At 67.8% G+C, this 25448-nt stretch carries 22 protein-coding genes and 1 pseudogene; 13 read left to right on the forward strand and 10 right to left on the reverse strand.

From position 1 onward, the window contains the following. Both ACZ4RZ_RS04620 and ACZ4RZ_RS04625 read left to right on the forward strand, forming a co-directional pair. On the forward strand, window positions 1-519 hold a 519-nt coding region (locus ACZ4RZ_RS04620; RefSeq protein WP_467741990.1), incomplete at its 5' end, for a group II intron maturase-specific domain-containing protein. Window positions 520-632: 113 nt separating this feature from the next. Beyond that, window positions 633-1205, forward strand: a pseudogene (locus tag ACZ4RZ_RS04625) (transposase); the annotation flags it as partial. On the opposite strand, the gene ACZ4RZ_RS04630 reads toward ACZ4RZ_RS04625, so the two are convergent. Further along, a complete protein-coding gene (locus tag ACZ4RZ_RS04630) occupies window positions 1202-1585 on the reverse strand; it encodes a hypothetical protein (RefSeq protein ID WP_467741992.1) in 384 nt (127 codons plus the stop codon). The pseudogene ACZ4RZ_RS04625 and the gene ACZ4RZ_RS04630 sit on opposite strands and share 4 nt — an antisense overlap. Window positions 1586-2116: 531 nt before the next feature. Between ACZ4RZ_RS04630 and ACZ4RZ_RS04635 the strand changes: the two genes are divergently transcribed. The 4 genes from ACZ4RZ_RS04635 to ACZ4RZ_RS04650 are packed head-to-tail and all read left to right on the forward strand — an operon-like array spanning window position 2117 to window position 5713. Next, window positions 2117-3274 carry a DUF4331 family protein gene (locus ACZ4RZ_RS04635; protein WP_467741994.1) on the forward strand — a complete coding sequence of 386 codons (1158 nt, stop codon included), beginning with the start codon at window positions 2117-2119 and terminating at the stop codon, window positions 3272-3274. Continuing rightward, the gene (locus tag ACZ4RZ_RS04640; protein WP_467741995.1) at window positions 3271-4332 is read left to right on the forward strand and encodes a hypothetical protein; all 1062 of its coding nucleotides are present in this window, start codon (window positions 3271-3273) and stop codon (window positions 4330-4332) included. Before ACZ4RZ_RS04635 ends, ACZ4RZ_RS04640 begins: the two co-directional genes overlap by 4 nt. A 47-nt stretch (window positions 4333-4379) precedes the next feature. Beyond that, window positions 4380-5072, forward strand: coding sequence for a hypothetical protein (locus tag ACZ4RZ_RS04645; protein ID WP_467741997.1), 693 nt, complete (start codon window positions 4380-4382; stop codon window positions 5070-5072). Next, entirely contained in the window at window positions 5030-5713 is a 684-nt protein-coding gene (locus ACZ4RZ_RS04650) for a Dyp-type peroxidase (RefSeq protein ID WP_467741999.1), read from the forward strand. The genes ACZ4RZ_RS04645 and ACZ4RZ_RS04650 overlap by 43 nt, the downstream gene beginning before the upstream one ends. Before the next feature lie 7 nt (window positions 5714-5720). On the opposite strand, the gene ACZ4RZ_RS04655 is transcribed toward ACZ4RZ_RS04650, so the two are convergent. Beyond that, a complete protein-coding gene (locus ACZ4RZ_RS04655) occupies window positions 5721-6440 on the reverse strand; it encodes a hypothetical protein (protein WP_467742001.1) in 720 nt (239 codons plus the stop codon). Between the two features lie 402 nt (window positions 6441-6842). On the opposite strand from ACZ4RZ_RS04655, the gene ACZ4RZ_RS04660 reads away from it, so the two are divergent. After that, complete coding sequence (locus ACZ4RZ_RS04660; RefSeq protein ID WP_467742003.1) at window positions 6843-9194, forward strand: ATP-binding SpoIIE family protein phosphatase; 2352 nt, start codon at window positions 6843-6845, stop codon at window positions 9192-9194. Window positions 9195-9315: 121 nt separating this feature from the next. On the opposite strand, the gene ACZ4RZ_RS04665 is transcribed toward ACZ4RZ_RS04660, so the two are convergent. Next, complete coding sequence (locus tag ACZ4RZ_RS04665) at window positions 9316-9888, reverse strand: TetR family transcriptional regulator C-terminal domain-containing protein (RefSeq protein WP_467742005.1); 573 nt, start codon at window positions 9886-9888, stop codon at window positions 9316-9318. Window positions 9889-10110: 222 nt separating this feature from the next. Here ACZ4RZ_RS04665 and ACZ4RZ_RS04670 point away from each other — a divergent pair, with 222 nt between their 5' ends. The 4 genes from ACZ4RZ_RS04670 to ACZ4RZ_RS04685 all read left to right on the forward strand — a co-directional run bounded on the left by ACZ4RZ_RS04670 (window position 10111) and on the right by ACZ4RZ_RS04685 (window position 13587). After that, the gene (locus tag ACZ4RZ_RS04670) at window positions 10111-11127 is read left to right on the forward strand and encodes an alcohol dehydrogenase catalytic domain-containing protein (protein ID WP_467742007.1); all 1017 of its coding nucleotides are present in this window, start codon (window positions 10111-10113) and stop codon (window positions 11125-11127) included. A 74-nt stretch (window positions 11128-11201) separates the two neighbouring features. Then, window positions 11202-12245: an SLAC1 family transporter gene (locus ACZ4RZ_RS04675; protein ID WP_467742009.1), complete on the forward strand. Its 1044-nt coding sequence runs from the start codon at window positions 11202-11204 to the stop codon at window positions 12243-12245. A gap of 176 nt (window positions 12246-12421) precedes the next feature. Next, window positions 12422-13093 carry an enoyl-CoA hydratase-related protein gene (locus ACZ4RZ_RS04680; protein ID WP_467743045.1) on the forward strand — a complete coding sequence of 224 codons (672 nt, stop codon included), beginning with the start codon at window positions 12422-12424 and terminating at the stop codon, window positions 13091-13093. A 359-nt stretch (window positions 13094-13452) separates the two neighbouring features. Further along, the gene (locus tag ACZ4RZ_RS04685) at window positions 13453-13587 is read left to right on the forward strand and encodes a hypothetical protein (RefSeq protein WP_467742011.1); all 135 of its coding nucleotides are present in this window, start codon (window positions 13453-13455) and stop codon (window positions 13585-13587) included. 638 nt (window positions 13588-14225) lie between these two features. Here ACZ4RZ_RS04685 and ACZ4RZ_RS04690 read toward each other — a convergent pair. The 7 genes from ACZ4RZ_RS04690 to ACZ4RZ_RS04720 all read right to left on the reverse strand — a co-directional run bounded on the left by ACZ4RZ_RS04690 (window position 14226) and on the right by ACZ4RZ_RS04720 (window position 22659). Further along, complete coding sequence (locus tag ACZ4RZ_RS04690) at window positions 14226-14399, reverse strand: hypothetical protein (protein WP_467742013.1); 174 nt, start codon at window positions 14397-14399, stop codon at window positions 14226-14228. Between the two features lie 100 nt (window positions 14400-14499). Beyond that, window positions 14500-15471 carry an antibiotic biosynthesis monooxygenase gene (locus ACZ4RZ_RS04695; protein ID WP_467742015.1) on the reverse strand — a complete coding sequence of 324 codons (972 nt, stop codon included), beginning with the start codon at window positions 15469-15471 and terminating at the stop codon, window positions 14500-14502. Beyond that, window positions 15468-18194, reverse strand: a complete 2727-nt coding sequence (locus ACZ4RZ_RS04700; protein ID WP_467742017.1) for a molybdopterin-dependent oxidoreductase — start codon at window positions 18192-18194, stop codon at window positions 15468-15470. Before ACZ4RZ_RS04700 ends, ACZ4RZ_RS04695 begins: the two co-directional genes overlap by 4 nt. Continuing rightward, window positions 18191-19018, reverse strand: coding sequence for an FAD binding domain-containing protein (locus ACZ4RZ_RS04705; protein WP_467742019.1), 828 nt, complete (start codon window positions 19016-19018; stop codon window positions 18191-18193). Before ACZ4RZ_RS04705 ends, ACZ4RZ_RS04700 begins: the two co-directional genes overlap by 4 nt. 569 nt (window positions 19019-19587) lie before the next feature. Continuing rightward, a complete protein-coding gene (locus tag ACZ4RZ_RS04710; RefSeq protein ID WP_362520515.1) occupies window positions 19588-20475 on the reverse strand; it encodes a glycoside hydrolase family 19 protein in 888 nt (295 codons plus the stop codon). A 291-nt stretch (window positions 20476-20766) separates the two neighbouring features. Next, window positions 20767-22089: an aldehyde dehydrogenase family protein gene (locus tag ACZ4RZ_RS04715; RefSeq protein WP_467742021.1), complete on the reverse strand. Its 1323-nt coding sequence runs from the start codon at window positions 22087-22089 to the stop codon at window positions 20767-20769. Window positions 22090-22248: 159 nt separating this feature from the next. Next, on the reverse strand, window positions 22249-22659 hold the full coding sequence (locus ACZ4RZ_RS04720) for a MarR family winged helix-turn-helix transcriptional regulator (protein ID WP_467742023.1): 411 nt from the start codon (window positions 22657-22659) through the stop codon (window positions 22249-22251). Window positions 22660-22773: 114 nt separating this feature from the next. Here ACZ4RZ_RS04720 and ACZ4RZ_RS04725 point away from each other — a divergent pair, with 114 nt between their 5' ends. Both ACZ4RZ_RS04725 and urtA read left to right on the forward strand, forming a co-directional pair. After that, window positions 22774-23886 carry a substrate-binding domain-containing protein gene (locus tag ACZ4RZ_RS04725; protein WP_467742025.1) on the forward strand — a complete coding sequence of 371 codons (1113 nt, stop codon included), beginning with the start codon at window positions 22774-22776 and terminating at the stop codon, window positions 23884-23886. Window positions 23887-24166: 280 nt separating this feature from the next. Next, window positions 24167-25390, forward strand: coding sequence for an urea ABC transporter substrate-binding protein (urtA, locus tag ACZ4RZ_RS04730; protein WP_467742027.1), 1224 nt, complete (start codon window positions 24167-24169; stop codon window positions 25388-25390). Window positions 25391-25448: the final 58 nt, after the last annotated feature.

The following is a 25448-nucleotide window of genomic DNA, read 5'->3' on the forward strand; positions in this document are numbered from 1 at the left end:
GTTCTCGCACCGGTGGGGCTGCGGCTGTCACCGGCCAAGACCCAAGTGGTGCACCTGAGCGAGGGGTTCGACTTCCTGGGGTTTCACATCCAGTGGCGCCGCAAGCGCGGAACGAACAAGTGGTACGTCTACACCTTCATCGCCGACCGGCCCGTCCGGTCGGTGAAGGCGAAGATCCGCCACCTCACCCACAGAACGTCGCAGCAGGACCTTGCCGTGGTGCTGATCAATCTCAATCAGGTCACCCACGGCTGGGCCAACTACTTCAGGCATGCCGTCGCAAAGCGCACCTTCAGCAAGCTGGACGACCTCGTCTGGTGGAGACTCGTCCGGCTGCTGAGGACACGGCATCACTGGAGCTGGTCGGACGTCCGCAGACGGCTCACCACCCCCACGGGGCGGTGGCTGCCGATCAGCGCGGACGGGATCGAGTTGCGGAAGATCAGCGCGATTTCGGTCACCCGGTATCGCTACCGCGGCAACAAGATCCCCACCCCCTGGGCACCTGCAACCACCTGACGGCAGGGACCGTGGAGAGCCCGTTGCCTGGTAACAGGCACGGCGGGTTCGGCGAGAGGTCCGGGGAAACGGACCGGGAGCAATCCCGGCACCGCGCCCCGGGCCTACTCAGCGACGAGGCAGGTCAGGGCCTGAGGCCGCCCAAGGGCCGCACCTGGGGCCGCCGGGGCTGCACCCCGGTGGTGCGGGTCACCGCCGCGGGCACTAAACGGGTCTCCATGGCAGCGCTGATCTGCACGAAGGCCGGCCGCAGCCCACGGCTCATCTACCGCATCCACCTGGACCGCGGCCCCGCCAAAGGCCGGCGCAAGGGCTTCACCGAGACCGATTACGCCCGCCTGCTCGATGCCGCACACCAGCAGCTCGGCGGTCCCATTGTCTTGGTCTGGGACAATTTGAACACGCACGTCAGCCGCATGATGCGACGGCTGATAGCAGCCCGGTTATGGCTGACCGTCTACCAGCTGCCGCCGTACGCGCCGGAGTTCAACCCGGTCGAGGGCGTGTGGTCGCACCTGAAGAGATCGCTGGCCAACCTCACCAAGCACAGCCTCGACCAGCTCACCGCACTGGTGAAGACGAGGCTGAAACGGATGCAGTACCGACCCCGCCTCATCGAGGGACTCATCGCCAAAACCGGACTCGACCTCCAACCACCGCAGCCTGAGCCGTTAAAGATCTTCTAGAGGTCGCCAGGGGGCAGCAGGTGCGGGGCGCGGGTGCCGAGGATGCCGAAGACCTCGTTCCTCGCCAGACTGCGCAGTTCCGCCAGGAAGGCGGGGTCCACGTGGCCCTCCCTGGCCCAGATCCCGGCGAGGGACTCGGCGCAGCGCTGGGCCAAGTCGCTGTGGAAGTCCCCCGCCCGGATGGCCCGGATCAGGGCCGCCTCGACGAACGGACCGGAGAGAAACTCCAGATCCGATGCCGCGTCGTCTTGCTCGTCCTCGCGCGCCATGGGGTCTTCGATGAGGCGTACCAGCAGAACCGCGCGCTCTTCGTCCGGGATCTCCGGATCGCTCCATACCGGGCCGGGCGACGAGACCGCCGCCGAGTCCTCATTCACCATGCGGGGCCGCTCTCTCCTGAACAGCCTGTCCAGCCAAGTCCTCATCTACGACAGATCCTCGATCCCGTCCACGATGCCCACGCCACCGACGACACCTCCCAAGATCCCGCAGACCGCGGGTCCGGAGATCTGCCCCGAACCCGGAACCGTAACCCGCGCCCGCGAGGCCGCCCGCCGTGCTGACACCGTCGTGGAGGCCGCCTGGATCCGCTCGTGCGGCCACCACATCGTAGACGTGCAAGGCGACGGTCGCAGCGATCAGCAGCCTGCCGCCGATCTTGGCGGTCGACTTTCCCAGAGCGATGGCTCCGCGCGGCATCCGCAGCCTCTCCAAGGGGATGTACTCCTTCGTAATCCCAGCCGTTAAAAATCTCTAGTGGCCCAGCTCCGCCCGAGGGAGTGGCCTTTCCCCAGCAGTTGTCTCCCATCCCAGGTGCTACGGCCGTAGCCCCGTAACACCTGGGCGCCACCAGGCGGCCCGGCACGGCGCGCGGATCGCCGGCCCGGGCTCACACAGGAGGTCGCATCGTCATGTCCGACCACCTTTCCGGCACCCGGGCCGTGGCCGATCCGGCCATCGACCTCACCGACCTTTATGCCTTTCCCAGCCCCTCGCAGGCGGGCCGGCTCGTCCTCGTCATGGATGTGTTTCCCAATGCCCGGCCGGGGAGCCTGTTCTCCGACGCCGCCAGCTATCGGTTCCGCGTTCGTCCCGTAGCCGTCCCGGCGGGTGATTCCGGCTCGCTCTTCGACGTCGGCACCGACGAATATGCGTTTACCTGCACTTTCTCTGCCCCGGCCGGGGCAGACGCCCACGGGAAGCTGACGCAGCAGGGCACGTGCGCGCTTCCCAGCGGGGAATCCGTTTCGTTGCAGGTGAATGACGAGCGGGGCGGCCACGGTCAAAGCGTGCGCTGTTACGCCGGGTTGCGACTGGATCCCTTCTTCATGGACGTGCTCAAGGAGGTGGAGACGCGGGCGCACAAGCGGCTCGCCTTCCAGCCGAAGGGCACCAACTTCCTGGAGGGCAACGACGTTCTGTCCGTCGTCGTAGAGCTTGACGTTGCCGAGGTACTCGGGTCGGATGCGGGCACCGTCTTCGCCGTCGCGGCGGAAAGCGTCACGGCCGGCCCCTACCCTGTGCGCCTTGAGCGGCTCGGCCGCCCGGAGGTGAAGAACATTCTCCTGTCGGACAACGGTGTCGACGCCGCCAACAAAGTCGTGGACCTGCGCGATCTCTACAACGAGGAAGACCCCTTCCGGCTGAGCCCGAGCTACCTGGACGCCTATCGCGCACGGCTCAACGCCAACCTGACCTTTTTCGACGGGCTCGACGGCAAGCTCGACTGGCCGACGCGGTCGGACGGGACGCATCCGCTGACAGAGTTGCTGCTCGCCGACTTCCTGGTCGTGGACGTCGCCCAGCCGTACGCCGAGGACAGCTACTTCGAGATCGAGCGAGCCCTGTTGGAGGGACGGACGCACGAGACCTGTGGTGGTCGGTCGCTCAACGACGACATCATCGACACGCTGTACACGCTGATCGTCAACGCGGGCCGCGGACCGCGTGTCAGTGACGGCGTCGACGGGACCGTCCCGGCCTCACGGGACTTTCCCTACCTGGCACCGCCCAACCCCCACCCGCCCGAGCACGAGGCCGCCATCCCGACGGTCACCACGAGCCAGTGAGCACCTCCACCGCGGCCACGCGTTCAAGCAGCCAGCTGCGGCGAGACCTTGCGAGCGGGCCAGTCACGACGGCCGGCGCGATCGCCATGACCAACCTCGACGCACGCATCGAGGGTCTGACATCGCAGGTCGCACGGGGCGACCTGGTTGGTGACGAGTGGGGCGAACTGGTGGAGCTGACGGCCCTGCGCGGGCATGTGCTGGGTCGCATCGACGAGGTCGAGCGGGCTGCATCGCTGGCGGAAGCACGCATCGGACAAGCACCGCACGATCCCCGGTCCCTGGTGGCTCGCGCCAGAACGGCGGCCCACTTCCACCGGTATCCGGCGGCGCTGGCCGATCTCGACGCGGCAGCTGCGCTGGGACTCGATCGACAAGCCTTGAACGAGGAGCGCGCCGCCGTCTATCAGGCGGTCGGGCAGTACGACGAGGCGCTCGCCCTGCATCAACACGCGCTGTCGCAGCGGCGCGACTTCACTGCCCTGGGCGCCTACCACGCCGAGCGCGGCGAGGCGGCCGAGGCCGAGAGGTGGTTTCTGGTAGCGAGACGCGTCTACCGCGGGGTCAGTCCTTTCCCGCTTGCGGTGCTCGAATTCCAGTGCGCGCAGGCATGGCTGTCCAAGGATGACCTGGCACGCGCGCGCATCTGGTTGGATTCAGCGATTCGCCGACTTCCGGCCTACGTGCCGGCGCACGGTCGCATCGCCGAGGCCGATGCCGCCGAAGGCAGGGTCGCCGTGGCGATCGGGCAGCTGCGCCGGCTTGCGCTGGAGAGTGACGATCCGCAGTACGCGGCCCAGCTCGCCCGCATCCTGGCCGCGCGGGAGGCGGGGGCGGAGGCAGAGTTCTGGCGCGCCCGGGCCGCTGCTCGCTACGAGAGGTTGATGGCGCGCCACCCCGAGGCGTACGCCGATCACGCGGCGGAGTTCTGGCTGGCAGTCGGCGGCGATCCCTCTCGGGCCCTTCGGCTGGCGCGGCAGAACCTCGCGCTTCGACCGACCCCGCGCGCCCGCGCGCTCGTCGATCGCGCGAGCCGCCGTGTCGGACAGCATCGATAGATCCGGTAATTGGTACAAATCGGCCATCGCCTGACCGAGAGGACGACATGACGACGGCTGAAGCCCCACCCCTGCAACTGGACGAGATTCAGGGCATCGTGCTGCGCACCCGGCCGTCACCCTACGTCGGCACCTACATCATGCTGCGGGTGGACGATCCCGGTGCCGGCCGTGAGCTGATGGGACGCCTGGCCGGACTGGTCGACTCCGCCGCCAACTGGTGGCATCCGCCCCTGCCCGCGCTCCTCAACGTCGCAGTGACCTACCGGGGGCTCGAAGCGCTCCAAGTACCGCAGACCTCCCTGAACAGCTTCCCCGAGGAGTTCCGGCAGGGCATGGCGGCACGGGCCGCGTTCCTGGGCGACACCGGCGAGAGCGCGCCCGCACGCTGGGAGCCGCCCTTCGGCACCGGCCAGGTGCACATCGTGCTGTCCCTCGTCGCCGCCGACCAGGAGTCCCTGGCCGTCGTCCTCGAACGGGCGCGTCAGGCGCGCACACAGCTTCCCGGCCTCCAAGCGGTGTACCGGCAGGACCTCTACCAGCTGGCCTCGGGGCGCACCAGCTTCGGCTACAAGGACGGCATCAGCAACCCCGCGGTGGAAGGCAGCGGCGCGGACAACCCGCCTGGTGGCGGTCCAGCCATCAAGGCGGGCGAGTTCGTGCTGGGCTATCCCGACCAGACCGGAATCTGCCGCCGATGCCGGAGCCGGACGTGCTGGGCCGTAACGGCACGTTCGTGATCTGGCGGAAGCTGCACACACGCGTCGCCGCCTTCCGGCGGTATCTCCACGACAACGCCGGCAGCCCGGAGGAAGAGTCGCTGCTCGCCGCCAAGATCGTAGGCCGCTGGCCGAGCGGAGCCCCCTTGATCCTGGCGCCCGAGCACGACGATCCCGACCTTGGGGCAGATGAGCAGCGCAACAACGACTTCCTCTACGCGTCCGATCCGCATGGCACGGTCTGCCCCCATGGCGCCCACGCAAGACGCACCAATCCTCGCGACTCGGAGATCATCGGTGACGTCGACCTCCACCGCCTGATTCGACGGAGCACCAGCTACGGGCCGCCGCTGCCGGCCGGCACCCTGGACGACGACGGCGCCGACCGCGGCATCGTGTTCATCGCCGTCAACGCACACCTCGACCGCCAGTTCGAGTTCGTGAAGTCGCAATGGCTCAACGACGGCAACTTCACCGGCCTCGACGTGGAGAAGGATCTGCTCACGGGCGACAACGACGGCACGGGCATCTTCACGATCCCGCAGCACCCCGTCCGGCACCGCCTGCACGGCGTCGAGCGCTTCGTCACCACGCGCGGCGGCGAATACTTCTTTCTGCCGAGCCTCAGCGCGTTGCCCTGGCTGGGAGACCTTGGCGCCTGAACGATTATCAGGTGAACCGGGCGTTGCTGACGTCGATGGACACCATGGTCTGCTCCACGATCGGGCGGTTGTCCGCATCGCTTCGGTAGGCCCGGCGTCTGGTGGGCAGGCGGATCCCGTCCGCTTCAACGGTGTCGTAGACGTACTGTGCCGCGGCAAACCCGCCCGCGATGTCGACGTGATAGTCATGCCGGCGCAGGAGATGGTCGGGGCCGAAGTAGAAGTCCTGTTGGGTGCTGTGGCTGGCGATGGCGGGCGGGAAGGTCGCGCGCAGGCCGCGCCAGAGTTCGTCTCCTTCCCGCCACGGTTCGATGTCGGTGACGGTGAAGCCTGGCATCGACAGCAGGAAGGGCGTGGTGAGGTACGTCCACAGCGCGTATCCGTTGAAGTAGGCGCGATCCAGTGGGTCCCACGGGGTGTTGAGGCCGTGCTCTGTGAACGACTTCCGCGGTTCGTTGCGTTCGGCCACGACGCGGCCGTCGACTTTTTCGATGCTGACTCTGTCGGCTGTGAAGTCGGTCTTCTGGTCGGGGGCGCCGAACGGCATCACGGAGGCGTGCTGCTCGTGCAGCCAGACGGTCATCTCCCGGGGGGTAGGGTCCTGCGGCATCCCCTTGATGGCGAACATGTCGCCACCGCTGACGATGGTGGCGCGGACTGCGGTGAGTGCGTTCCAGCGGTCGAGGCCACCATGGGCATTGAGGACCTCGGCAAGCAACGTGTTCATGTCGGTCTCCTGCTCGGTCGTGCCGGTTCCGGGGCCATCGCCGGGAGGGTCCGCGACGGCGGTCCGATGCCGACGACACAGCCGCAGCCGCAGCCGCAGCCAGGCGATCCGGTGGCCCTGATCAGCCTGGCGACCCTCTCATCGTTCACTGGGTCGTAGGCATCGCGCACCTGGGCGCTGACCCTGGGGACCCTGTAAGCCCCAGTCGAAACCGACGGGGACGGCTATTACCTCCGGTCAACCCCGCGTCCTCGGCGTTGGCGCGGGGGTTCGGCGTGATCCGCTGGCGGAGGTCGTAAGGGCTCCCTCGTACCGCGCTTCGTGCAGAACCGCAGCTGGGTGCCGATCTGCGGCGGCGCAGCCCCTGGCCGACGGGCAAGCTGGGAGGTGGAGGTGGTTGCCGTGGCCGGTGAGACGCCGCTGATGGTCGTGGACGGCCAAGGCGTGGTCGTGCAGTGGAGCCACCGGGCGGAGGAGTTGTTGGGGCGCTCGGCGGGCGACGTGGTCGGGCGGCCGGCAACCGACCTGGTCAGCCCTGTTCCCGTTCCAGGCGGTGGTGCCGTGGAACGGGACAGACATGACGACCTGCGTGCTGTCGCAGAGGGCGCCGCCGGCGGTGGCCTGCGTGTGCGGCCGGTGCTGCGGGACGACGGTTCGGTGGCGTGGGGGATCTTCCTCCCACCTGCGGACGGGATGGTGCCCGGCATCGAGAGCGCGGTACTCGATGCGCTGTCCGCCCACACGGCAGGGGCTCTGTTCGTGGTGGACGAGGAGTTGCACGTCGTGTCGGCCAATGCGGCGGCTCAGGCCCTGTCCGGCGCGAGCGCACGGCAGATGCTAGGACGCCCCCTCACCGATGCGTGGCCCCTTTCATCCCCCGGCGAACTGGAGCACATCCTGCGCCAGGCCATGGCGGACGGTACGTCGGCGGCGGACCGCGTGATGCGGACGTACCCGAAGAACGATCCCCAGCACACGTTCACCGTCTCGGTGCTTCCCCTGCGGGATGTACCGGGGGCGGTGGTCGTGGCCCATGACGTGACAGGTCAGGATAAGGCACGCCGCGGAGTCCAGGCGCTGTATGCCGTCCGGGAGCGGGTGGGACAAACCCTGGAGGTGGTGGCCACCTGCCAGGAGTTGGTCGACGCGCTGGTCCCCGGGTTCGCCGATATCGCCGTGGTGGAAGTGGTGGAGCCTGTGGTGCGTGGAGAGGAACCACCGCTGAGCCCTCTGGGACGGGATGTGCCGCTGCGTCGGGCCGCCGTCGGGAACAGCGGCGGTGATCAGCAGGCCCGTGCGCATCCGGTGGGAGATGTCCGCGCGCTGCCGTTCCCGACCCTATACGCGCAGGCGCTGGCCGACCTCAAGCCCCGCACGATTGCCCTCGGCCCCGACACGCCCTGGCTGGCGGCCGATCCGGCGCGGGCCGAAGCGATTCGCGCATCCGGCACACGCGCCCTGCTCGTCGCACCGCTGACGCTGCGCGGAAAGGTGCTCGGGCTGCTGAGTCTCTACCGTACCCGGCGATCCGGCGGATTCGACGAGAAGGAACTCGCCCTCACACTGGAACTGGCCACGCACACCGCCCTAGGTATCGACAACGCCCGCCGCTATACCCGCGAGCACACCATCGCAGCGACACTGCAGCGCCATCTGCTGCCCCCGGCTCCTCCGTCGCAGACCGCAATCGAGACCGCCGACCTGTACGTGGCTGACGACCGGGGCGCGGGGGGCTGGTTCAACGCCTGCGCCCTGCCCGGCGCCCGTACGGCCCTGGTCGTCGGGGAAGTCGCGGGCCATGGCATCCACACCGCTGTCACCATGGGTCAGCTGCGGACCGCCATGCAGTCGCTCGCCGGACTGGACCTGGAACCCGACGAGCTCCTCGCCCGGCTCGACGACACCATGGCCCGTCTCGCGTGGGAGCGGAGGGCGCTGCCACTCGGCGACCCCCTGCGCAGCCAGCCCCTCAGCGCGACGTGCCTGTGCGCGCTCTACGACCCGTTCACTCATACGTGCACCATCGCCTCCGCCGGACACCCGCCACCCGTCGTCGCCGGCCCCGGTTCCAGCACCCGAGTGGTCGAGCTGGCCGCCGGTGGTGCCCTCGGCGGCGGAGGAGGGCCCCCGTACGCCACCACCGCCGTCACTTTGGCCGATGGAGACGTCCTCGCCCTCTACACGGCCTCGCTCCTGGAGACGGCACGGCCTGAGTGCGGCGAAAGCGGCACGCTGCCGCTCCAACGCTTGCTCGCCGACATCGACCGACCCCTGCAGGACCTGTGCGACGAGATCCTGTACCGGCTCCGGATCGATGCTCTTCCCGGCGACGCCATCCTTCTCCTCGCCCGCACCCACCCCTTCCCCGCCGACTGCGTCGCCACATGGCCGTTGGACGAAGAGCCCACCGCCCCCGCCATCGCGCGGCGCCACGCCCGGCGCCAACTCGCCGACTGGGGCGTGGACGAGGACACTGCCTACGACACGCAGGAAGTCGTCAGCGAGCTGGTCACCAACGCCCTGCGGTACGGCGCGCCGCCCGTACACCTGCGCCTCATCAACGACCGAAAGCTCACCTGCGAGGTCCACGACTCCGGCATCTCCGCTCCGCGGCTGCGCCACGCACGAACGGTCGACGAAGGTGGCCGCGGCCTGTTCATCTGCGCCCAGCTCGCGCAGAACTGGGGTATCCGCTACACCAACGACGGGAAGACGGTCTGGACCGAGCAAGCCCTCGCCCCACAGCACCCATAGAGCCCCTCCGACGAGGAGTCGTGCACGGAGGCGCTCTGGCTTTCCCGCGCCTGTCTCAGCAGGTCGGCGCAGCACTTGGTGTGGGTGGCGACGCCTACGAGTCTTCAGCGGCCGGCCGCGATCAGCGTAGGAGGACGCCGAAGACCATGTGGAAGAAGGCGTCGAAGGGAGCGGAGGACTTGTCGGCTCGGGCAGCGATCAGCGTGCCCTCCCAAGCGCTGAGGATGAACAGCGCGGCGTCCTCGACATCGAGAGCGACGTTCAGCTCTCCTGCTCCCTTGGCTTCGGTGAGCACCTGCCGGATGCGCGTGGCCCACCGCTGGAAGCCGCCCTGGACGGCGGAGCGGATCTCCGCGGAGTGGTCCGCCACCTCGGCGCCGAGGTTGCCCACCAGGCATCCGCGGGCGAAGCCGCTGTCGACCGTGTCCGCGCCCAAGAACTCGAAGTGTGCCCGAAGCCGCTCCAGCGCAGGGCGTCCCGGGGTGTCGAGCATGTCGAACCGCAATCCGGCGGCGTAGCGGCTCAATGCCTCGAGGGCGCTCTCCTCCTTGCTGGCGAAGTGGTTGTAGAACGAGCCCTTGGGAGCCCCCGCCGCCGAGGTGATGTCGCTGATGCCCGTGGCATTGAAGCCCCGCGTGCGGAACTGCTCCAGGGCTGCCTGCGCGATCTCCTCGCGCTTGGACGCGCGTGCCATTCTCACCACCACCTCGGGGGTCAATATGTCCGGTCGCCTTGCCTCGGGTCAAACCCAGGTCACCGGGGGAAGCGGCGCCCGCCCACAACGACACGTGGCCCACTGTTCGACCCTCGGACCTGCTTGACTAAGTTTAAAGTGACCGGTCATATTGAAGCCAGACCCCACCCCAAGCCCTCGGCCCTCCCCGTGTCGGCAGAGGCGGCACCGAGGAGAAGCGTCATGTCCGCGTACCGAGCATTCGAGGCCACCGGCGTCCACCAGCTCCGGCTCGTCGAGCGCGAGCTGGTCGATCCGGAGCCCGGGCACGTCCGGCTCAGGGTGGAGGCGTGCGGTGTCTGCCACTCCGACGTGCTGGCCGTGGAGGGGCTGCGCCCCGACCCGTCACTCCCTGTCGTTCCCGGCCACGAGATCGTCGGTGTGATCGATGCCGTGGGCGCGGGTGTCACCGCCTGGCGGCCCGGCGACCGCGTCGGCGTCGGCTTCCTGAATGGGCACTGCTGGCAGTGCGAACCGTGCCGCCGGGGCGACTTCGTCAACTGCCTGAACCAGGAACAGACCGGCACGACCGTCGACGGCGGATACGCGGAGGTGACCTACGCCCGCGCGAGCGGCCTGGTGCGCATCCCCGACGGCATGCCGGCCGTCGAGGCGGCCCCGCTGCTGTGTGCCGGGCTGACCACCTTCACCGCGCTCCAGCAGGCCCCCACGCGGGCGGGCGCCCTGGTCGCCGTGCAGGGAATCGGCGGGCTGGGTCACCTCGCCCTGCAGTACGCACGCCGCCTCGGATACCGGGTGGCCGCCATCGCCCGCGGCCAGGAGAAGGAGAAGCTCGCAAGGGAGCTGGGCGCCCACGAGTACATCGACAGCACCGGCACCGACCCCGGCACGGCGCTGGCCGACCTGGGCGGCGCATCGCTCATCGTCGCCACGGCATCCAGCGGTACGTCCATGAACCCACTGGTCCGCGGACTGGCCCCGGGCGGCAGCCTGGTCGTGGTCGGCGCCGCCCCCGACCCGCTGACGGTCGCCACGGCCGACCTGATCTTCGGCACCCGCCGCATCGTCGGCAGCCTGACCGGATCGTCGATCCAGAACGAGGACAACCTCGCCTTCACCCTCGCCCACGGCATCCGCCCCGCCACCGAGACCATGCCCTTCACCCACGCCATGGACGCCTACGAGCGGATGCTCTCGGGCAAGGCACGCTTCCGCGTCGTCCTGGACATGGCCGCCTGACCACGCCGCGACCTGCGCCGCCGGGCAGGCGAGTCCCGGCCCACGCCCCTAGCATCCCCCTCGAGGTTCCCCCCATGACCGACATGGTCGCCACGACAGAGCACACCAGGACGGCCCCGCGCGGCAGCGGGCCTGCGCGTCCAGCCGCCGACATCGCCTCCGAAGTCAACGGTCGCCACGCCACCCGCGCCGCACGGATCGGGCTGCTGTCCGTCTCCCTCGGCACCGCCGGCCTCGGCGGAGCCTGGCAGGCGGCGGCAACCACCGTCCCGGCGGCACGCCGAGTCAGCGATGTGCTGTTCGCCGTCAGCGGGCTGATCTGGCTGGTGCTGCTGGCCCAGTACCTGCGTCATGGCGGGGCCCGATGGCGCAACCTGCGCCACGACCTGCGCCATCCCGGTCAGGGCTTCACCCTTGGATACGTGCCCATCATCGGCATGCTGATCGCAGGCCACTTCTCGCGGTTGGGGATCACAGGCCCACGATGGGCCTACGCCGTCTTCGTCACCACGGCCGCCCTCATCGCCGCACGCCTGCTCGCCCACTGGCTCACGGGTGCCCTGAGCGCGACCGTCCTGCACCCGGGCTACCTGCTGCCGGTCTCCTCCGCACCGTTCATCGCCAGCGCCACGGCCTCCACGCTCAGGCTGCCCAGTGTCGCCGACGCCGCCTTCGCGGTGGGGCTGCTGTACTGGCTCGCCTTCGGCACCGTCATCCTCGGCAGCCTCGTCACCAGCGGCCCCCTGCCCGGGCCCGCCCGCCCGGCCCTCACCGTCCTGACCATTCCACCGGCGACCGGCGGAATCGCCTGGACCGCCGCCCACAAGGGCGCCTTCGACGCCGTCGGCTACGGCTTCGCCGGGACCCTACTCTTCACCGTCCTCCTCGTCGCCTTCCTCCTCCCCGAGCTACGCCAGCCCTCGTTCCATCCGGGCCTGTGGATTTTCAGCTTCCCCATAGCGGCGTGCACCAATTTCGCCATCCGCTGGATCCACGCGTCCGCACTTCCCGGAGGGCCGGCCCTCACCGGGATCCTCCTTGCCGGTGCGACCATCGCGCTCGGCCTGCTGGCCGCAGCCACCCTGCACCACCGGGCCCGGCGAGCACGTCCCAGCTGACATTCGTTGCGGCGGCGGAGAGACGCACGCCAGAGGCGTCACCTAGTTCTTCGAGCACCGACCCGTCCGGTTCACCGGAACGTGACAGCCCGCAGCCCCGGCCTGCGGCCCGCCAGACCCCCGACTCCACCCGGCCAACGTGCCCTGCCTCACCGAAACGTCTCCAAGGAGCCATGATGCCCACGCTCGACCGCCAGGACGCCGTCTTCGTTCTCAACCTCGGTGACGGGGAGAACCGCTTCCACCCCGACTGGATCGCCTCGGTCAACGCAGCCCTGGACGAGGTGGAGAAGTCGGAAGGCCCCCGCGCCCTGGTGACCGCTGCGACCGGGAAGTTCTACTCCAACGGTCTCGATCTCGAATGGCTCGCCGCGCACAGCGACGAGCACCGGGACTACGTCACTTCCGTCCACGCTCTGTTCGCAAGGTTCCTGTCCCTCCCGCTGATCAGCGTCGCCGCGCTGCAGGGACACACGTTCGCCGCCGGAGCGATGTTCTCCCTGGCCCATGACTTCCGTCTCATGCGCGCCGACCGAGGCTTCTGGTGCCTGCCCGAGGCAGACATCAACATCCCCTTCACCCCAGGCATGTCCGCCCTCATCCAGTCCCGGCTGACCCCACAAACGGCCCACCATGCCATGGTCTCCGCCCGTCGTTTCGGCGGCCAGGAAGCCGCCGCCGCCGGAATCGTCGATCAGGCCGTGGACGAGGGCGCCCTGCGCACCGCCGCCCTCGAACTTGCCCAGGCTCACGCGAGCAAGGCCGGCGACAGCCTCGGAACCATCAAGACGCGCATGTACGCCCCTGTCCTCACCATGCTCCGCGACACGACCAACCCGCTGGGCTGACGCCGTGCCGACAGCCGCTTCCGGTACCCGAGGAGCGCTCTGCGCCGTGACGTCTTGCAGCTGGTCAAGGCCCCAGGTCACGCTCCTCCATGCGTGCGCGATGCGTGAGCGTACTGCCCGGCACAGGACGTCATGAGCGGGACCGAGCAGGAAGCCGCGTGGCGCTGATCAGGCAAAACAGCGCCACGCAGCAGCGTCGAGCACCACCCGTCAAGGATTCGATCCCACTCCTAAAGCGGTGCTCACAGACCACGACGTCGTGCCTCTCCCCACTCGTCAGGTGCATCGGCAGAGCGCCAACGGCTCTCTGCAACCTCCCATGTGGCATCTATGACTTGTCCGTCATGGAGGGTGACGGCATGCCACTTCCCATCAGTGAGCCACCGAACCACCGGCGGGTGATCGCCCAGGTCGCCAAGGGCCGAGAAGTCCATGGTCGGGAGCAACAGCAACCCCTCGGGCGGGACATCCTCGTCGAATTGGATGCGGCCTAGCCCGGCGGTCAAAGGGGCGCCGGGCTGGTGCTGCTGATCCGACGCTGCTGCGTCGAGTTCTCTCCGAAGTACCTTACGAGCCAATGTGCGTAGACCGTCTGCCGACTTCTCGCCGGCCGTGGTGCCCAAGGCCGTGCCAAGCGCCTGCACTAAGGGCATCAATGCCAAGGTGCCCAGGACTGCCGGTACATCGATCCGGTAAAGGCGTCCTGGGTGCTCACTCCGGGCCCGCTCATATCGCGCTTTATGCGCAGCTCCGTCGAGGTATGCGCAGATCTATAAGCTTTCGGGACCCCGAGGAGCCGCGGCGTGATCATCCGTCATGCGGCAAATGTAGATGCCACGGGGGAGGCAACGCACCCGCGCCCGTTGGTCGTTGCGCGAGCCTGGTTCCCCATGCCTCCCCCAGAAGTGCACGGAATGGAGATATGGCTGACCGGCCAGCGATGGTGCCGCCCTTCCATGGTCAGCGGGGGTGGTTGCACTTCTCTCCTGTCGGTCAGGCCAGGCAGTGGGCGCGAGCGGTGCGCTGGTATCTGCGTGAGTTGACCGGGGAGGCGGAGTACGACCGCTGCTGCGAACGGCACCGCGGTGGTGGCCATGACTGCCTCGGTGCTCGCGCTCGCGGGGCGGCGGGTTCAGGCGTCGACGACCGGAGTGGAGACCGATGCGGCCTCGGTGATGCCTGGCAAGGCGGCGGCGCCGACCGCAAGCAGGGCGACGATGTCCATCTGAACGTAGTCGACGCCGGCGAGGGCATGCGCGACGTCGTGCGGTGACTGGGACAGATAGAGCGTGCCGAGGGTGGCCACGGCGAGGGCCAGACCGCTTTGCTGCAGGTCTTACGGATACGTGAATGTGTTCAGGGTGCTCACGGCCGAGGCCGGGCCGACAACGCTCGAGGTCGCCAGTTCAGGGCAGCGTCCAGATCTGGGTCGTAACGGCATAGAAGACGACGGCCCAGAACACCATCACCGCGGCGACGGTACCGAGGCCGAAGAGGTTGACCTTCGCCGCCGATTCTTCCGGGGACGGCCGCAGCCACCGCTTGAGCAGCCGGTTCACGTAGTGGGGCATCGTGAAGAAACTCATGATGAAGCTCGACAGCAGATTGCCCACGAGCAGCCCGAGCCAGAGCGGCATTTTCAGCGGCGACAGGGCGAGCGACAGCAGCACAACGGTCGGGTACAAGCCGACCCAGACCGCGATGGCGGTCTTCGTTTCCGAGGGCGGCGGCGCTTCCTTGCCGTTCTCCTCGAAGGCGAACCAGCTGCCGAACGAGTTGTCGATCGTGCGCAGTTTGAAGTCGTTGAACTTCTCCCCCTCAGCGAGAAGTTCCTGCCGCTTGGTCGACGTCAGCCAGGCATCGAGGTGCTCGGCGTTGTCGTATCGGTACAGCGTGGTCCATTCGTCCTGAAGTCCCTCGATCGGGCGGAAGATCTCGGTACCGCGAAAGCCTTCGAACCTGCTCTCCTCCTGGCTCATGTGGCGCTGCCAGTCGAGAAAGTTGTCGACTTGGTTCGGGCGGACGCGGTGGGTGACGACAACGGTCACCAGCGGATCCGCCGGTTGTGTGCCACCGCTGACCACCTGCTGGGTTCCGGGACCGTCAAGATATTTGTTGCCGACATCGAGAAGACTCTGCCTGGTCGCACTGTTGATCCACGCTTGCAGATGGGCTATCGAGTCGAATCGGTATACGACGACCCATTCGGGTTGCACGGGTGTCGGCGGGGAGACCTCGACACCCAGGTACCCGGCATAGTCGGCGGCAGCGGCGTTGACGTCGTCCTGCCACGTCTCGTACTCCCGCTCCAGTCCGGGCAGAACCTTCTGGGCGATGATCGCCGTCGCCGCCGCGCCTTCGCGTGCTTCGGTGTTCATTTGCTCAGGCCCGTCGGCATCGACTGTTTTTCGTTGAGCCGACGGTAGATCCGCTCCGGAGTCAGGGGCAGGGCACGGTAGCGGACACCAGTGGCGTCGTGGAGCGCATTCGCCAACGCGGGAGCCACCGGGTTGATACAGCATTCCGCCATCCCCTTCGACCGCAGGGGCCCGAGGGAGTCGGACGAGTTCACCAGGAGCAGGTCGGTGCGGGGGATGTCGGCGTAGGTGGGAATGCGGTAGTTGCGGAAGTTCGGGTTGACCATGACACCGTTCGCATCGACCTGGTAATTCTCGGTCAGCGTGAAGCCGATTCCCTGGGCGACACCACCTTCCACCTGCCCCCGGACTTGCGCGGGGTTGATGACTACGGCAGCGTCGGTCGCCTGGACGCTGTAGAGGATACGGATCTCCCCCGTCACCCGATGGACGGCGATGCGGAACCCCTGTGTGTTGGAGGTGACGCTTCGAGGTGAGCCATAGGCCTTGCGGGCGGCGGTGAATCGAATTCCGCGTGCGCGGGCCAGGGCGACGAGCTCGGCCAACGACACGCGCTGGTCGCCGCAGACGACATCCTCGTCGTCCATCGAGCACATCACAACATGGACCCCCGTGTGGACGGCAGCAAATTCCAGGATGCGGTCGCGCACTGCGTTGGCCGCTCGCAGTACCGCATTGCCCGACACGAAAAGACCCGCACTGGCAAAGGCACCGGTGTCGAATCCCGTGCGATCGGTGTCGGACTGCACCAGGCGAATGCGCGACGGTGTCGTGCCCAACTGGCCTGCCGCGATCTGGACATGGGCGGTCGACGTACCCTCGCCGAATTCGACTGTCCCAACGGCCAACTCGTAGATGAGGTCATCGCCGAGCGTGACCCAGGCCTCTGAGATGTGTTCGGTCGGAGGCGCGGTCTCGTGCATGGAACTCGCGACGCCCGCCCCGACGAGCCAATCTGGTCCAGGGGACGGCTCATCGGCAGTACGGGCCATGGCACCATCCACCAGATCGATGCACTTCGCGAGTCCGTCCTCGGTGAACAGCACGTCGTCGGGACCGTCATCCAGGGCGACGAGCGGATCACCCGGTCGCACGATATTGCGTCGTCGCAGTTCGAGCGGATCGATGTGCAGGGCGAGCGCCAGTTCGTCCATCGCCGATTCCACGGCGAACGCCGGTTGCGTCATGCCGTAACCGCGCAGCGCCCCGCTCGGAACAGTGTTCGTATAGACAGAGTACGCGTCGTACTTCTTGTTGGGGCAGCGGTAGGTCATGACGGCAGAGCCGCCCGCGAACAGCGTTTCGCCACCGTGGTTGCCGTAGGCGCCCGTGTTCGACACATTGCGGACCTGGAACGCCGTGAGTGTTCCGTCCGCCTTCGCACCCAGCTTGACCGTCAACGTCATCGGATGCCGTGGCGAAGCCGTTGTGAACTCCTCCTCGCGGGTGTACTCGAAGCAGACGGGTCGCCCGGTGTCCAGGGTGGCGAGCGCCACCAGGTCCTCCGAGATCACTTCCTGCTTGCCGCCGAAACCGCCGCCGACGCGTTTGCAGAACACGCGGAGCTGGTCCGGGCGCAGCGCGAACAGATGCGCGAGTTTGACTTTCGCGATGGACGGCGACTGCGAACTGGTACGGACGTTCAGTCGGCCGTTCTCCATCCAAGCAATCGAGCCGTGGGTTTCGAGATGCGCATGTTGCACGCGCGGTGACGAGTACATTCCTTCGTGGATCACGTCGGCTGCCGCGAACCCTGCGTCGACATCGCCGATGTGCGAATGGATCTCGAGCAGGATGTTGTGGACGGGGTCGCGGGCGAATGGATCGTCCGTGGCGTGCAGTTGTGGCGCCCCCTCGGCCATTGCCTCTTCGGGGTCGAATACCGCCGGCATGACCTCGTATTCCACGACGACCCTTCGGCAGCCCTCTTCTGCTGCCCCGACCGTGTCGGCGAGGACGGCAACGACGCGTTGGCCGACGAAGCGGACCGTGTTGTCGAGGATGAAGGTGTCGTCCGGATCGACGAGATGGTCGGTGTGGATCGCCGTGGTAAAACGCTTACGCGGCACATCCTCCCAGGTATAGACCCGATGCACGCCGGGAACCGCGAGCGCGGCGGTCTTGTCGATCGAGACGATCCGGGCGTGCGCGTGGGGTGAGTGCAGCACCTTGAGATGCAGCATGCCTTCGATGTGGGTGTCCATCGTGAACTCGGCGCGACCGGTTACCACGTCCTCGGTTGCCGGCGCACTGACGCTCGTCCCGACGGCTTTCCCCGGCGCGGCCGTCGCTACGCCGACGGCGCCCTTCACGGCATCCTCGATCCCTCGATAGCCGGTGCAGCGGCAGAGGTTGCCCTTCAACGCCCGCGGCAGGTCCGCTTTCTGGGCCTCGGTGAACGTTGCCGACGTCATGATCATCCCTGCGGTGCAGAAACCGCATTGGAACCCCGGGGCGTCGCGGAACTGCCGCTGCATGGGATGCAGGTTGCCGGGTGATCCGATGCCTTCGATCGTCGTCACCTCACGACCGTCCGCCCGGAAGGCAGGGGTGATGCAGCTGTGTACCGGATCTCCGTCCAACCACACCGTGCATGCGCCGCAATCGCCTGCGTCGCAGCCCTTTTTGACGCCATAGTGGCCGAGCGAGCGGAGGAAAGTTCGCAGGCACTGGCCGGGATCTGGTTCCTCGTCGAAGATCTTGCCGTTCACGATGTACGTCACGCCGGGCCCCCGTTCACGAGTTCGCGACGAATCTCTTCGGCGAAGTGCTTTGTCAGATGGCGACGGTGATCGGGGGTCCCGTTGGGATCGGCGAACCAGACGTCGGCAGGAATGACGTCGATGCTCTCCTGCAGACTTCGGTCATCCGGCATGGTGTCGAAAGCAATGCGCACAGGCCGCGCAGTGCCGGCTGTGACGGTGAGCAACAGGTCGCTCATTCCTGGCGTTTGAGTGCCGATGAGGAATACCGTCGAACGGCCGAGGTGGGTCAGCGTGAAGCGACGGTGCGCGGCGCGTTTCCTCAGGGCGTGCGCCGGAATGCCGATGCGCCGCAAGATTTCCCCGGGGGCAAGAATGTTCCGATGGTCGCCGGTCACGAAGTTGATGGCGTCGACGGTGCGCGTGGTCCCGTCGGGAGCCCACAGCTCGTACTTTGCCTCGAGCGCGACCGTCAGCGTGATCATTGGACCGGCAGGCAAGGACATGCAGATATTGCCTCCGACGGTCGCCGAGTTCCAGACTTTGAACGAGGACAAGAACGCCTCGCAGCTTCTCTCGAACAGGGCGCCCGCGGTCCAATCACGTGGCGGTGCAAAGGAATACAGGTCGCGGATGGTGCATGTTGCGCCGATTTCGAGGCCCGCGTCGCTCGAGACGAGGGGATCCCAACCCAACGCCGCCAGGTCGATCAGGCGACGCAGACTTGGCTGCTCCGCCGAGAACAGCCACGTTCCGCCTGCCAGCCAGGCGTCGCCTTCGCGCCAGTCCACGCCTGGCCGATCGGATGGTCGCCGGATTACTTCGGTGATCGTGTTGAGGTCCATGGGAACCGATCTCCCTCACGACGAACTCGTGCGACGACCGTCTGTCGAGCTCGAGCAAGGAGCGCGTGGCGCTGGTCGCGTTCATCCTTCGATTGCGGGCATTCGGCTCCATGCACTCATCGTGCGGGCATTCGACTCGATGCACTCATCGAATGCTGAGGGGCCACGATGCGCGCTGGGAGCGGCACAATCTCGAGCGACGGAATCAAATTTTGGCCGCTGCGGTCGAACTCCCCGAGGAGGGACCGGCGGGTGCAGAGATTCTCTGCAAGCGTATCGCAGAACCGGCAGGCCTGGCCAAGTCAAGGCTTCGGCGTAAAGCCGCGACGAAAATCAGCAGGAGGCGTTCAGCCCAGGTGGCCGCGCTCTGGACGTAGTAAATGCCGGCGCCCGGGCCTTCGGCGGCCCGGGCGGGCGAGGGAGCGGTGCGGGCGGTGCCGAGTACGGCGGTGGCGGCGAGCAGGGAACGTGGTGCCGGTCTCACGGTCACCTGGCCCCTTCCTGAGGGGAGTCATGAGCCTGCCACGCCACTGCCGCCGCCGGTGCCGGTGCCGGTGCCGGTGCGGGCGTCAGCAGTACAGGTTGCCGCCCGCCGTCGTGCCGAGGATCTGCACGAACCTCTGGTAGGCGTCCACCCGGCTCTGCACCTGCGCGGGGTTCTTCCCGTCGCATTCCAGGGAGCCGTTGATGCTGCGGATCGTCTGGCCGAATCCGGCGCTGTTGACCATCGCGTTGTGGCCGGTCATCGTGCCGGGTCCGGTCTGCGTGTTCCAGTACCACAGGCCGGTCTTCCAGGCCACGGAGGCGTCGTTCTGCACCAGGTAGGGGTTGTTGAGGAGATCGATGCCGAGCGCGTCGCCCGCGGCCTTGTAGTTGAAGTTCCAGCTGAGCTGGATCGGGCCGCGGCCGTAGTACGCGGACTGGCCTGCCGGGCAGCCGTACGGCTGGCTCCAGTCACAGTAGTGCGGGTAGTTGGCGGTGTTCTGCTCCACCACGTACACCAGGCCGCCGGTCTCGTGACTGACGTTGGCGAGGAAGGCCGCGGCCTCCTGCTTCCTGATCGTGTCGCTGCCCGTGTTGGCGAACGCCGGGTAGGCGCTCATCGCCGCCCGCAGCCCGCTGTAGGTGTAGAAGGAATTCCGGTTCGGGAACATCTGGTTGAACTGCGCCTCGCTCACGACGAAGCCGTCCGAGGGTGTGGAGCCGCCGTCGCAGGCGTACGGCTCCCAGTACCAGGTGCTGATGGTGGGGTCGTAACCAGGGTTGTCGTGTTCGGCGATGTACGCCTTGCCGTCGGTGTACCGGACGATGTTGCCGGTGACGTAGGACCTGCCGGCCACCCAGCTCGGGTAGCTCGAGCAGGCCGCGGCGGAAGCGCTCGTGGCCGGCAGCAGCGCCGGTACGGCGGTTCCGACGACGATCGCGGCCATCACTGCGGAGATGCGGCGCCTCGACACAGGGTCAACTCCTTCACGCGGCACGGCCGCTCCCGGTACAAGGGCCGAGTGAAGCTGAGCCTTGCGCGCACGCGCCGGCCAGGCCGGCCACGGCGTCGGGGGCGGCCGCGGTGGGGGGTGTGGAGGCACACTCAACCGCTTTGGTATGTACCAGTCAAGGGTGTAGACCAGTCAGATCTGACAACGTTGGCAGAGAACTGCCGGACGCCCGGCGGCAGTTGGTCGACACACCAGTGGCCCGGGTCCGTCCGAAGACCGCCCGGGCCACCGCCCGTCTCAACTCGGCTCGGTTCAGCCGAGCGGCTTCTCCAGCACCGCCTTGCGGTGGCTGAACGTCTCGATGGAGTAGCGGCCGTGGTAGCTGCCCATGCCGCTCTCGCCGACCCCGCCGAACGGCAGGTCGGAGACGGTCAGATGGGCGAGCGGCAGTCCGAAGCCGAGGCCTCCGGACGAGGTCTCGGCGGCGATCCGCTCCCGGGTGGCGTCCGACTCGGTGAAGACGTACAGGGCCAGCGGCTTGTCGCGGTCATTGATGAAGCCGATGGCCTCGTCGAGGTCCGCCACGGTCACGATCGGGAGGATCGGGCCGAAGATCTCCTCCTGCATGACGGGCGACTTGGGGTCGACATCGGCGAGCACGGTCGGCGCGATGTACTTGGTGGCGCGGTCGCTGTCGCCGCCGGCGACGGTGCGGCCGGAGTCGAGCAGGGAGACGAGACGGTCGAAGTGCCGTTCGTTGACGATCCTCCCGTACTCGGTCGCCGTCCGCGGTTCGGTGCCGAAGAGCGCCTCGACGGCCCGGGCGAGCTCAGACTCCAGCGCGCGGGCGGTCTCGGAGTCGGTGAGGACGTAGTCGGGCGCGACGCAGGTCTGCCCGGCGTTGAGGAACTTGCCGCGAGCGAGGCGGTCCGCGACGACGGTCAGGTCGGCGTCCCGGTCGACGAACGCCGGGGACTTGCCGCCCAGTTCGAGGGCGACGGGAGTGAGGTGCTCGGCGGCGGCGCGCATCACGATGCGACCGACGATGCCGTTGCCGGTGTAGAAGATGTGGTCGAAGCGCTCGGCCAGCAGGGCCGTGGTCTCCGGGATGCCGCCCTCGACGACGGCGACCGCGTCGGTGTCGAGGTATCGCGGCAGCAGCCGGGCCACGACGGCGGAGGTGGCGGGGGCCAGCTCGCTGGGCTTGGCGACCACCGCGTTGCCCGCGGCCAGCGCGCCGAGTATCGGGGTGAGCAGGAGCTGCAGCGGATAGTTCCAGGGGGCGATGACGAGGACGACACCCAGGGGGTCGTACTGCGTCCAGGCCGTCGCGTCGGCGCCGAGGTGCGCCGGCACCGGGGCGGATTCGGGGCGCAGCCAGCCGTCGAGGTGCTCCAGCGTGTGGTCGATCTCGCGCACGGTGAAGTCGATCTCTGTGCGGAAGGCTTCGGTGGAGCTCTTGCCGAGGTCCGCGTGGAGGGCGGTGGCGAACTCCTCGCCGCGCGTGGTGAGCATCTCGCGCATACGTCGCAGCTGGTCCGTACGCCAGGCGACGGGCTTGGTGCGGCCGGAGCGGAAGGTGGCGCGCAGCCGGGAGACGACGTCGGCGGGCTGTTCGGGGGCGGAGTGGTTCACGGTGCCTCGCTGGTCTGGGCGCGGACGGGCAGGGCGGCCGCGCGAACGTGCTCTGGGGTTGGTTGTACAAGACAACCTTAGCTCGATGTATATGCCAACCTTTCACGCGCCCAAATAAATTCCGTGCGCGCGAGAACTACCGTGCGTGAACTCGTTGATTCAGAGGGTGGACTCGGTGCCCGCCGCGTCGAGGGTGCCCACGAGGCGTCCCAGCAGGGCCCGCAGCAGTTCGTCGTCCCCGTCGCTCAGCACCGGCCACCGCACGCGGACTTCGCGGTCCAGGCGCCGCCAGTACGTCGCGCCGCGCGGGGTGAGGTACGCGAGGATGCGGCGCCGGTCGAGCGGGTCGACGCGGCGGTGGACGAGGTTCTGGTCGACGAGGTGGTCGACGAGCTTCGTCAGCGTCGCGGGCGGCAGGAAGGCGGCTTCGGCGACCGCCGTCATGTGATGCCCCTGGCCGTCGGAGAGCAGCGCCAGCACCCGCCAGGCGTCGAGCGAGCAGCCCTCCTCGTCGAGCACGGTCTGGAGCCGGCGCGCGGCCAGCCGCTCGGCCCGCGTCAAGAGGTGCATCAGATCCTGGGGCTGACGCGGAGATGGGGTGGGCATCCTGCTCCTCGGTCCAGGGAGATGTACATGGTATGAGACAGATTGGAGTTCACCCGGCGGACCCGAAATCATGACGCCATGTTCCGGCCCGATTCGGCTCCGCACGACTGGTTCACGGCAGACGACTCCGTGCTCCGCGTGGCGCTCGTCTTCCCCATGCAGGGGTCGGCGGGGATCTTCGGCCCCACCTGTGAGCTGTGCGCGCAGCTGGCCGCGGAGGAGGTCAACCGCGCGGGCGGGGTGCTCGGCAAGGAGCTGCGGCTGCTGCCCGTCGACGGCGGCACCGCGCCGCGCGAAATCGCCGACCACGTCGAGGCGTTGGTGGACCTGGGAGTCGTGCAGGGCGTCACGGGCTGGCACATCTCCTCGGTGCGGCAGACACTGGCGCCGAGAATCGCGCACCGGGTGCCGTACGTCTACACCGCCCTGTACGAGGGCGGCGAGCACACCGCGGGCGTGTTCCTCACCAGCGAGACACCGCGCGATCAGCTGCGGCCCGCGATGGGCCTGTTGGCCCACGAGCGCGGGGTGCGCCGCTGGTTCGTCGTGGGCAACGACTATGTGTGGCCCCGCCGCACGGCCCGGGCCGCGCACGACTACGCGCGCGACTCGGGCGGGAGTGTCCGGGGCGAGGTCTATCTGCCGCTGGGCACGCACGACTTCGACGCGGTGCTGCGCCGGATCGAGCGGTCGGATGCGGACGCCGTGATCATGCTGCTCGTCGGCAGTGACGCGGTGCGCTTCAACCGGGCGTTCACCGCGGCCGGGCTCGACGCCCGCTGTCTCAGGCTGAGCACGCTGATGGACGAGAACATGCTGATGGCCAGCGGACCGACGGCCACCGTGGACCTCTACAGCACCGCCGGGTTCTTCGCCTCGCTCGCGAACCGGGACACCCTCGACTTCCACGGCCAGTACGCCGCACGGTACGGCGTCGAGGCGCCGGCCCTGGGCAGTCTCGGCGAATCCTGTTACGAGGGTGTGCTGTTGCTGGCCGCGCTCATCGGCCGTGCGGGGACCCTCGATGTGTCGTCGATCGGGGCGGCGGCCGAGACGGTGTCGTACGAGGGCCCGCGCGGTCTGCTGCACCTGCGTGGCAGCCACGTACGCCAGCGGATCTATCTGGCGCGGGCGGACGGCGTCGACTTCGACGTCGTCGCCGAGCTGGATCTTCACGGATCCCACCCTTGACATGGCCGCGCCCCCGCCAAGATACTTCCCACAGGAAGTAATCAGAATGCCTTGGGCGAATTGTGAATTCAGGTGAAGAATTCTGCCCCGGGCATTTTTTGTTGCCTCGCGAATGGCCCACGAGGGCATCATGAGAGCGGGAAGATACCGCCGGGAAAGTATCGCGAAACACCCTGGAAACAGGGTGACTTGAGGCTGTGGACCGCACTTCAGGAGGTTGTCTCCTCCACAGCCCGAGGGGGTTCTTTTGTCCAGCGGTTCCAGTATTCTCCGACGCCGTGTGGTGGTCGGTGCCGCCGCGCTCGCGGCGGTCGTCGCGCTCTCCGCGTGCGGTGCCAAGACCGACGCGGGCGGTACGTCCGACAAGGCCGCGCAGGCGGACGTGAGCGGCGACACCGTCAAGGTCGGCCTGCTCAACTCACTGTCCGGCACGATGGCGATCAGCGAGGTGACGGTACGCGACTCACTGAAGCTGGCCATCGACGAGATCAACGCCTCGGGCGGAGTGCTCGGCAAGAAGATCAAGCCGATCAGCGAGGACGGAGCCTCCGACTGGCCGACCTTCGCGGAGAAGGCGCAGAAGCTGATCAAGGAGGACCGGGTCGCGGCCACCTTCGGCTGCTGGACCTCCGCGAGCCGCAAGGCCGTCAAGCCGGTCTTCGAGAAGAACAAGTCGCTGCTCTTCTACCCCGTGCAGTACGAAGGTCTGGAGGAGTCGCCGTACATCTTCTACACGGGCGCGACCACCAACCAGCAGATCGTCCCGGCCCTCGACTACCTCAAGAGCCAGGGCAAGAAGAAGATCTACCTGGTCGGCAGCGACTACGTCTTCCCGCGCACCGCCAACAAGGAGATCAAGGCGTACGCGAAGGCCAACGGCATGACGGTGCTCGGCGAGGACTACGCGCCACTGGGCTCCACGGAGTTCAGCACGATCGCCAACAAGGTCAAGGCGTCCAAGGCCGACGCGGTCTTCAACACCCTCAACGGCGACTCGAACGTGGCCTTCTTCAAGGAGTACAAGTCCGCCGGCCTGACCGCCAAGACCATGCCGGTCGTCTCGGTGTCGATCGCCGAGGAGGAGGTCAAGTCGATCGGATCGCAGTACCTGGCGGGCCAGTTGACTGCCTGGAACTACTACCAGACCACTCCGGGCGCGGCGAACGCCGAGTTCGTGAAGGCGTACAAGGCCAAGTACGGCCAGGACAAGCCGACCAGTGACCCGATGGAGGCCGCGTACACCTCGGTCTACCTGTGGAAGGCGATGGTCGAGAAGGCGAAGTCCTTCGACCCGGAGAAGGTGAAGGCGGCCTCCGACGGGATCACCTTCGACGCCCCCGAGGGCAAGGTCACCGTCGACGGCGCGAGCCAGCACATCTACAAGACGGCCCGCATCGGCAGGATCGGCTCCGACGGTCTGATCAAGCAGGTCTGGGACTCCGGCAAGCCGATCAAGCCGGACCCCTATCTGAAGGGCTACGACTGGGCCTCCGGCCTCTCCTGATCACTCGTCACGCGGGGGCCTCGCACACCGGGGGCCCCCGCGTCCCGCCTCCCCCGGA

Source organism: Streptomyces sp. NPDC027189, assembly GCF_055566975.1.

Coding starts and splice junctions, on each gene's coding strand:
- ACZ4RZ_RS04630 (WP_467741992.1), bottom strand. CDS start 1,585: ATGGTGAATGAGGACTCGGCGGCGGTCTCGTCGCCCGGCCCGGTATGG.
- ACZ4RZ_RS04635 (WP_467741994.1), top strand. CDS start 2,117: ATGTCCGACCACCTTTCCGGCACCCGGGCCGTGGCCGATCCGGCCATC.
- ACZ4RZ_RS04645 (WP_467741997.1), top strand. CDS start 4,380: ATGACGACGGCTGAAGCCCCACCCCTGCAACTGGACGAGATTCAGGGC.
- ACZ4RZ_RS04650 (WP_467741999.1), top strand. CDS start 5,030: ATGCCGGAGCCGGACGTGCTGGGCCGTAACGGCACGTTCGTGATCTGG.
- ACZ4RZ_RS04655 (WP_467742001.1), bottom strand. CDS start 6,440: ATGAACACGTTGCTTGCCGAGGTCCTCAATGCCCATGGTGGCCTCGAC.
- ACZ4RZ_RS04665 (WP_467742005.1), bottom strand. CDS start 9,888: ATGGCACGCGCGTCCAAGCGCGAGGAGATCGCGCAGGCAGCCCTGGAG.
- ACZ4RZ_RS04670 (WP_467742007.1), top strand. CDS start 10,111: ATGTCCGCGTACCGAGCATTCGAGGCCACCGGCGTCCACCAGCTCCGG.
- ACZ4RZ_RS04675 (WP_467742009.1), top strand. CDS start 11,202: ATGACCGACATGGTCGCCACGACAGAGCACACCAGGACGGCCCCGCGC.
- ACZ4RZ_RS04680 (WP_467743045.1), top strand. CDS start 12,422: ATGCCCACGCTCGACCGCCAGGACGCCGTCTTCGTTCTCAACCTCGGT.
- ACZ4RZ_RS04685 (WP_467742011.1), top strand. CDS start 13,453: ATGCCACTTCCCATCAGTGAGCCACCGAACCACCGGCGGGTGATCGCC.
- ACZ4RZ_RS04695 (WP_467742015.1), bottom strand. CDS start 15,471: ATGAACACCGAAGCACGCGAAGGCGCGGCGGCGACGGCGATCATCGCC.
- ACZ4RZ_RS04705 (WP_467742019.1), bottom strand. CDS start 19,018: ATGGACCTCAACACGATCACCGAAGTAATCCGGCGACCATCCGATCGG.
- ACZ4RZ_RS04720 (WP_467742023.1), bottom strand. CDS start 22,659: ATGCACCTCTTGACGCGGGCCGAGCGGCTGGCCGCGCGCCGGCTCCAG.
- ACZ4RZ_RS04725 (WP_467742025.1), top strand. CDS start 22,774: ATGTTCCGGCCCGATTCGGCTCCGCACGACTGGTTCACGGCAGACGAC.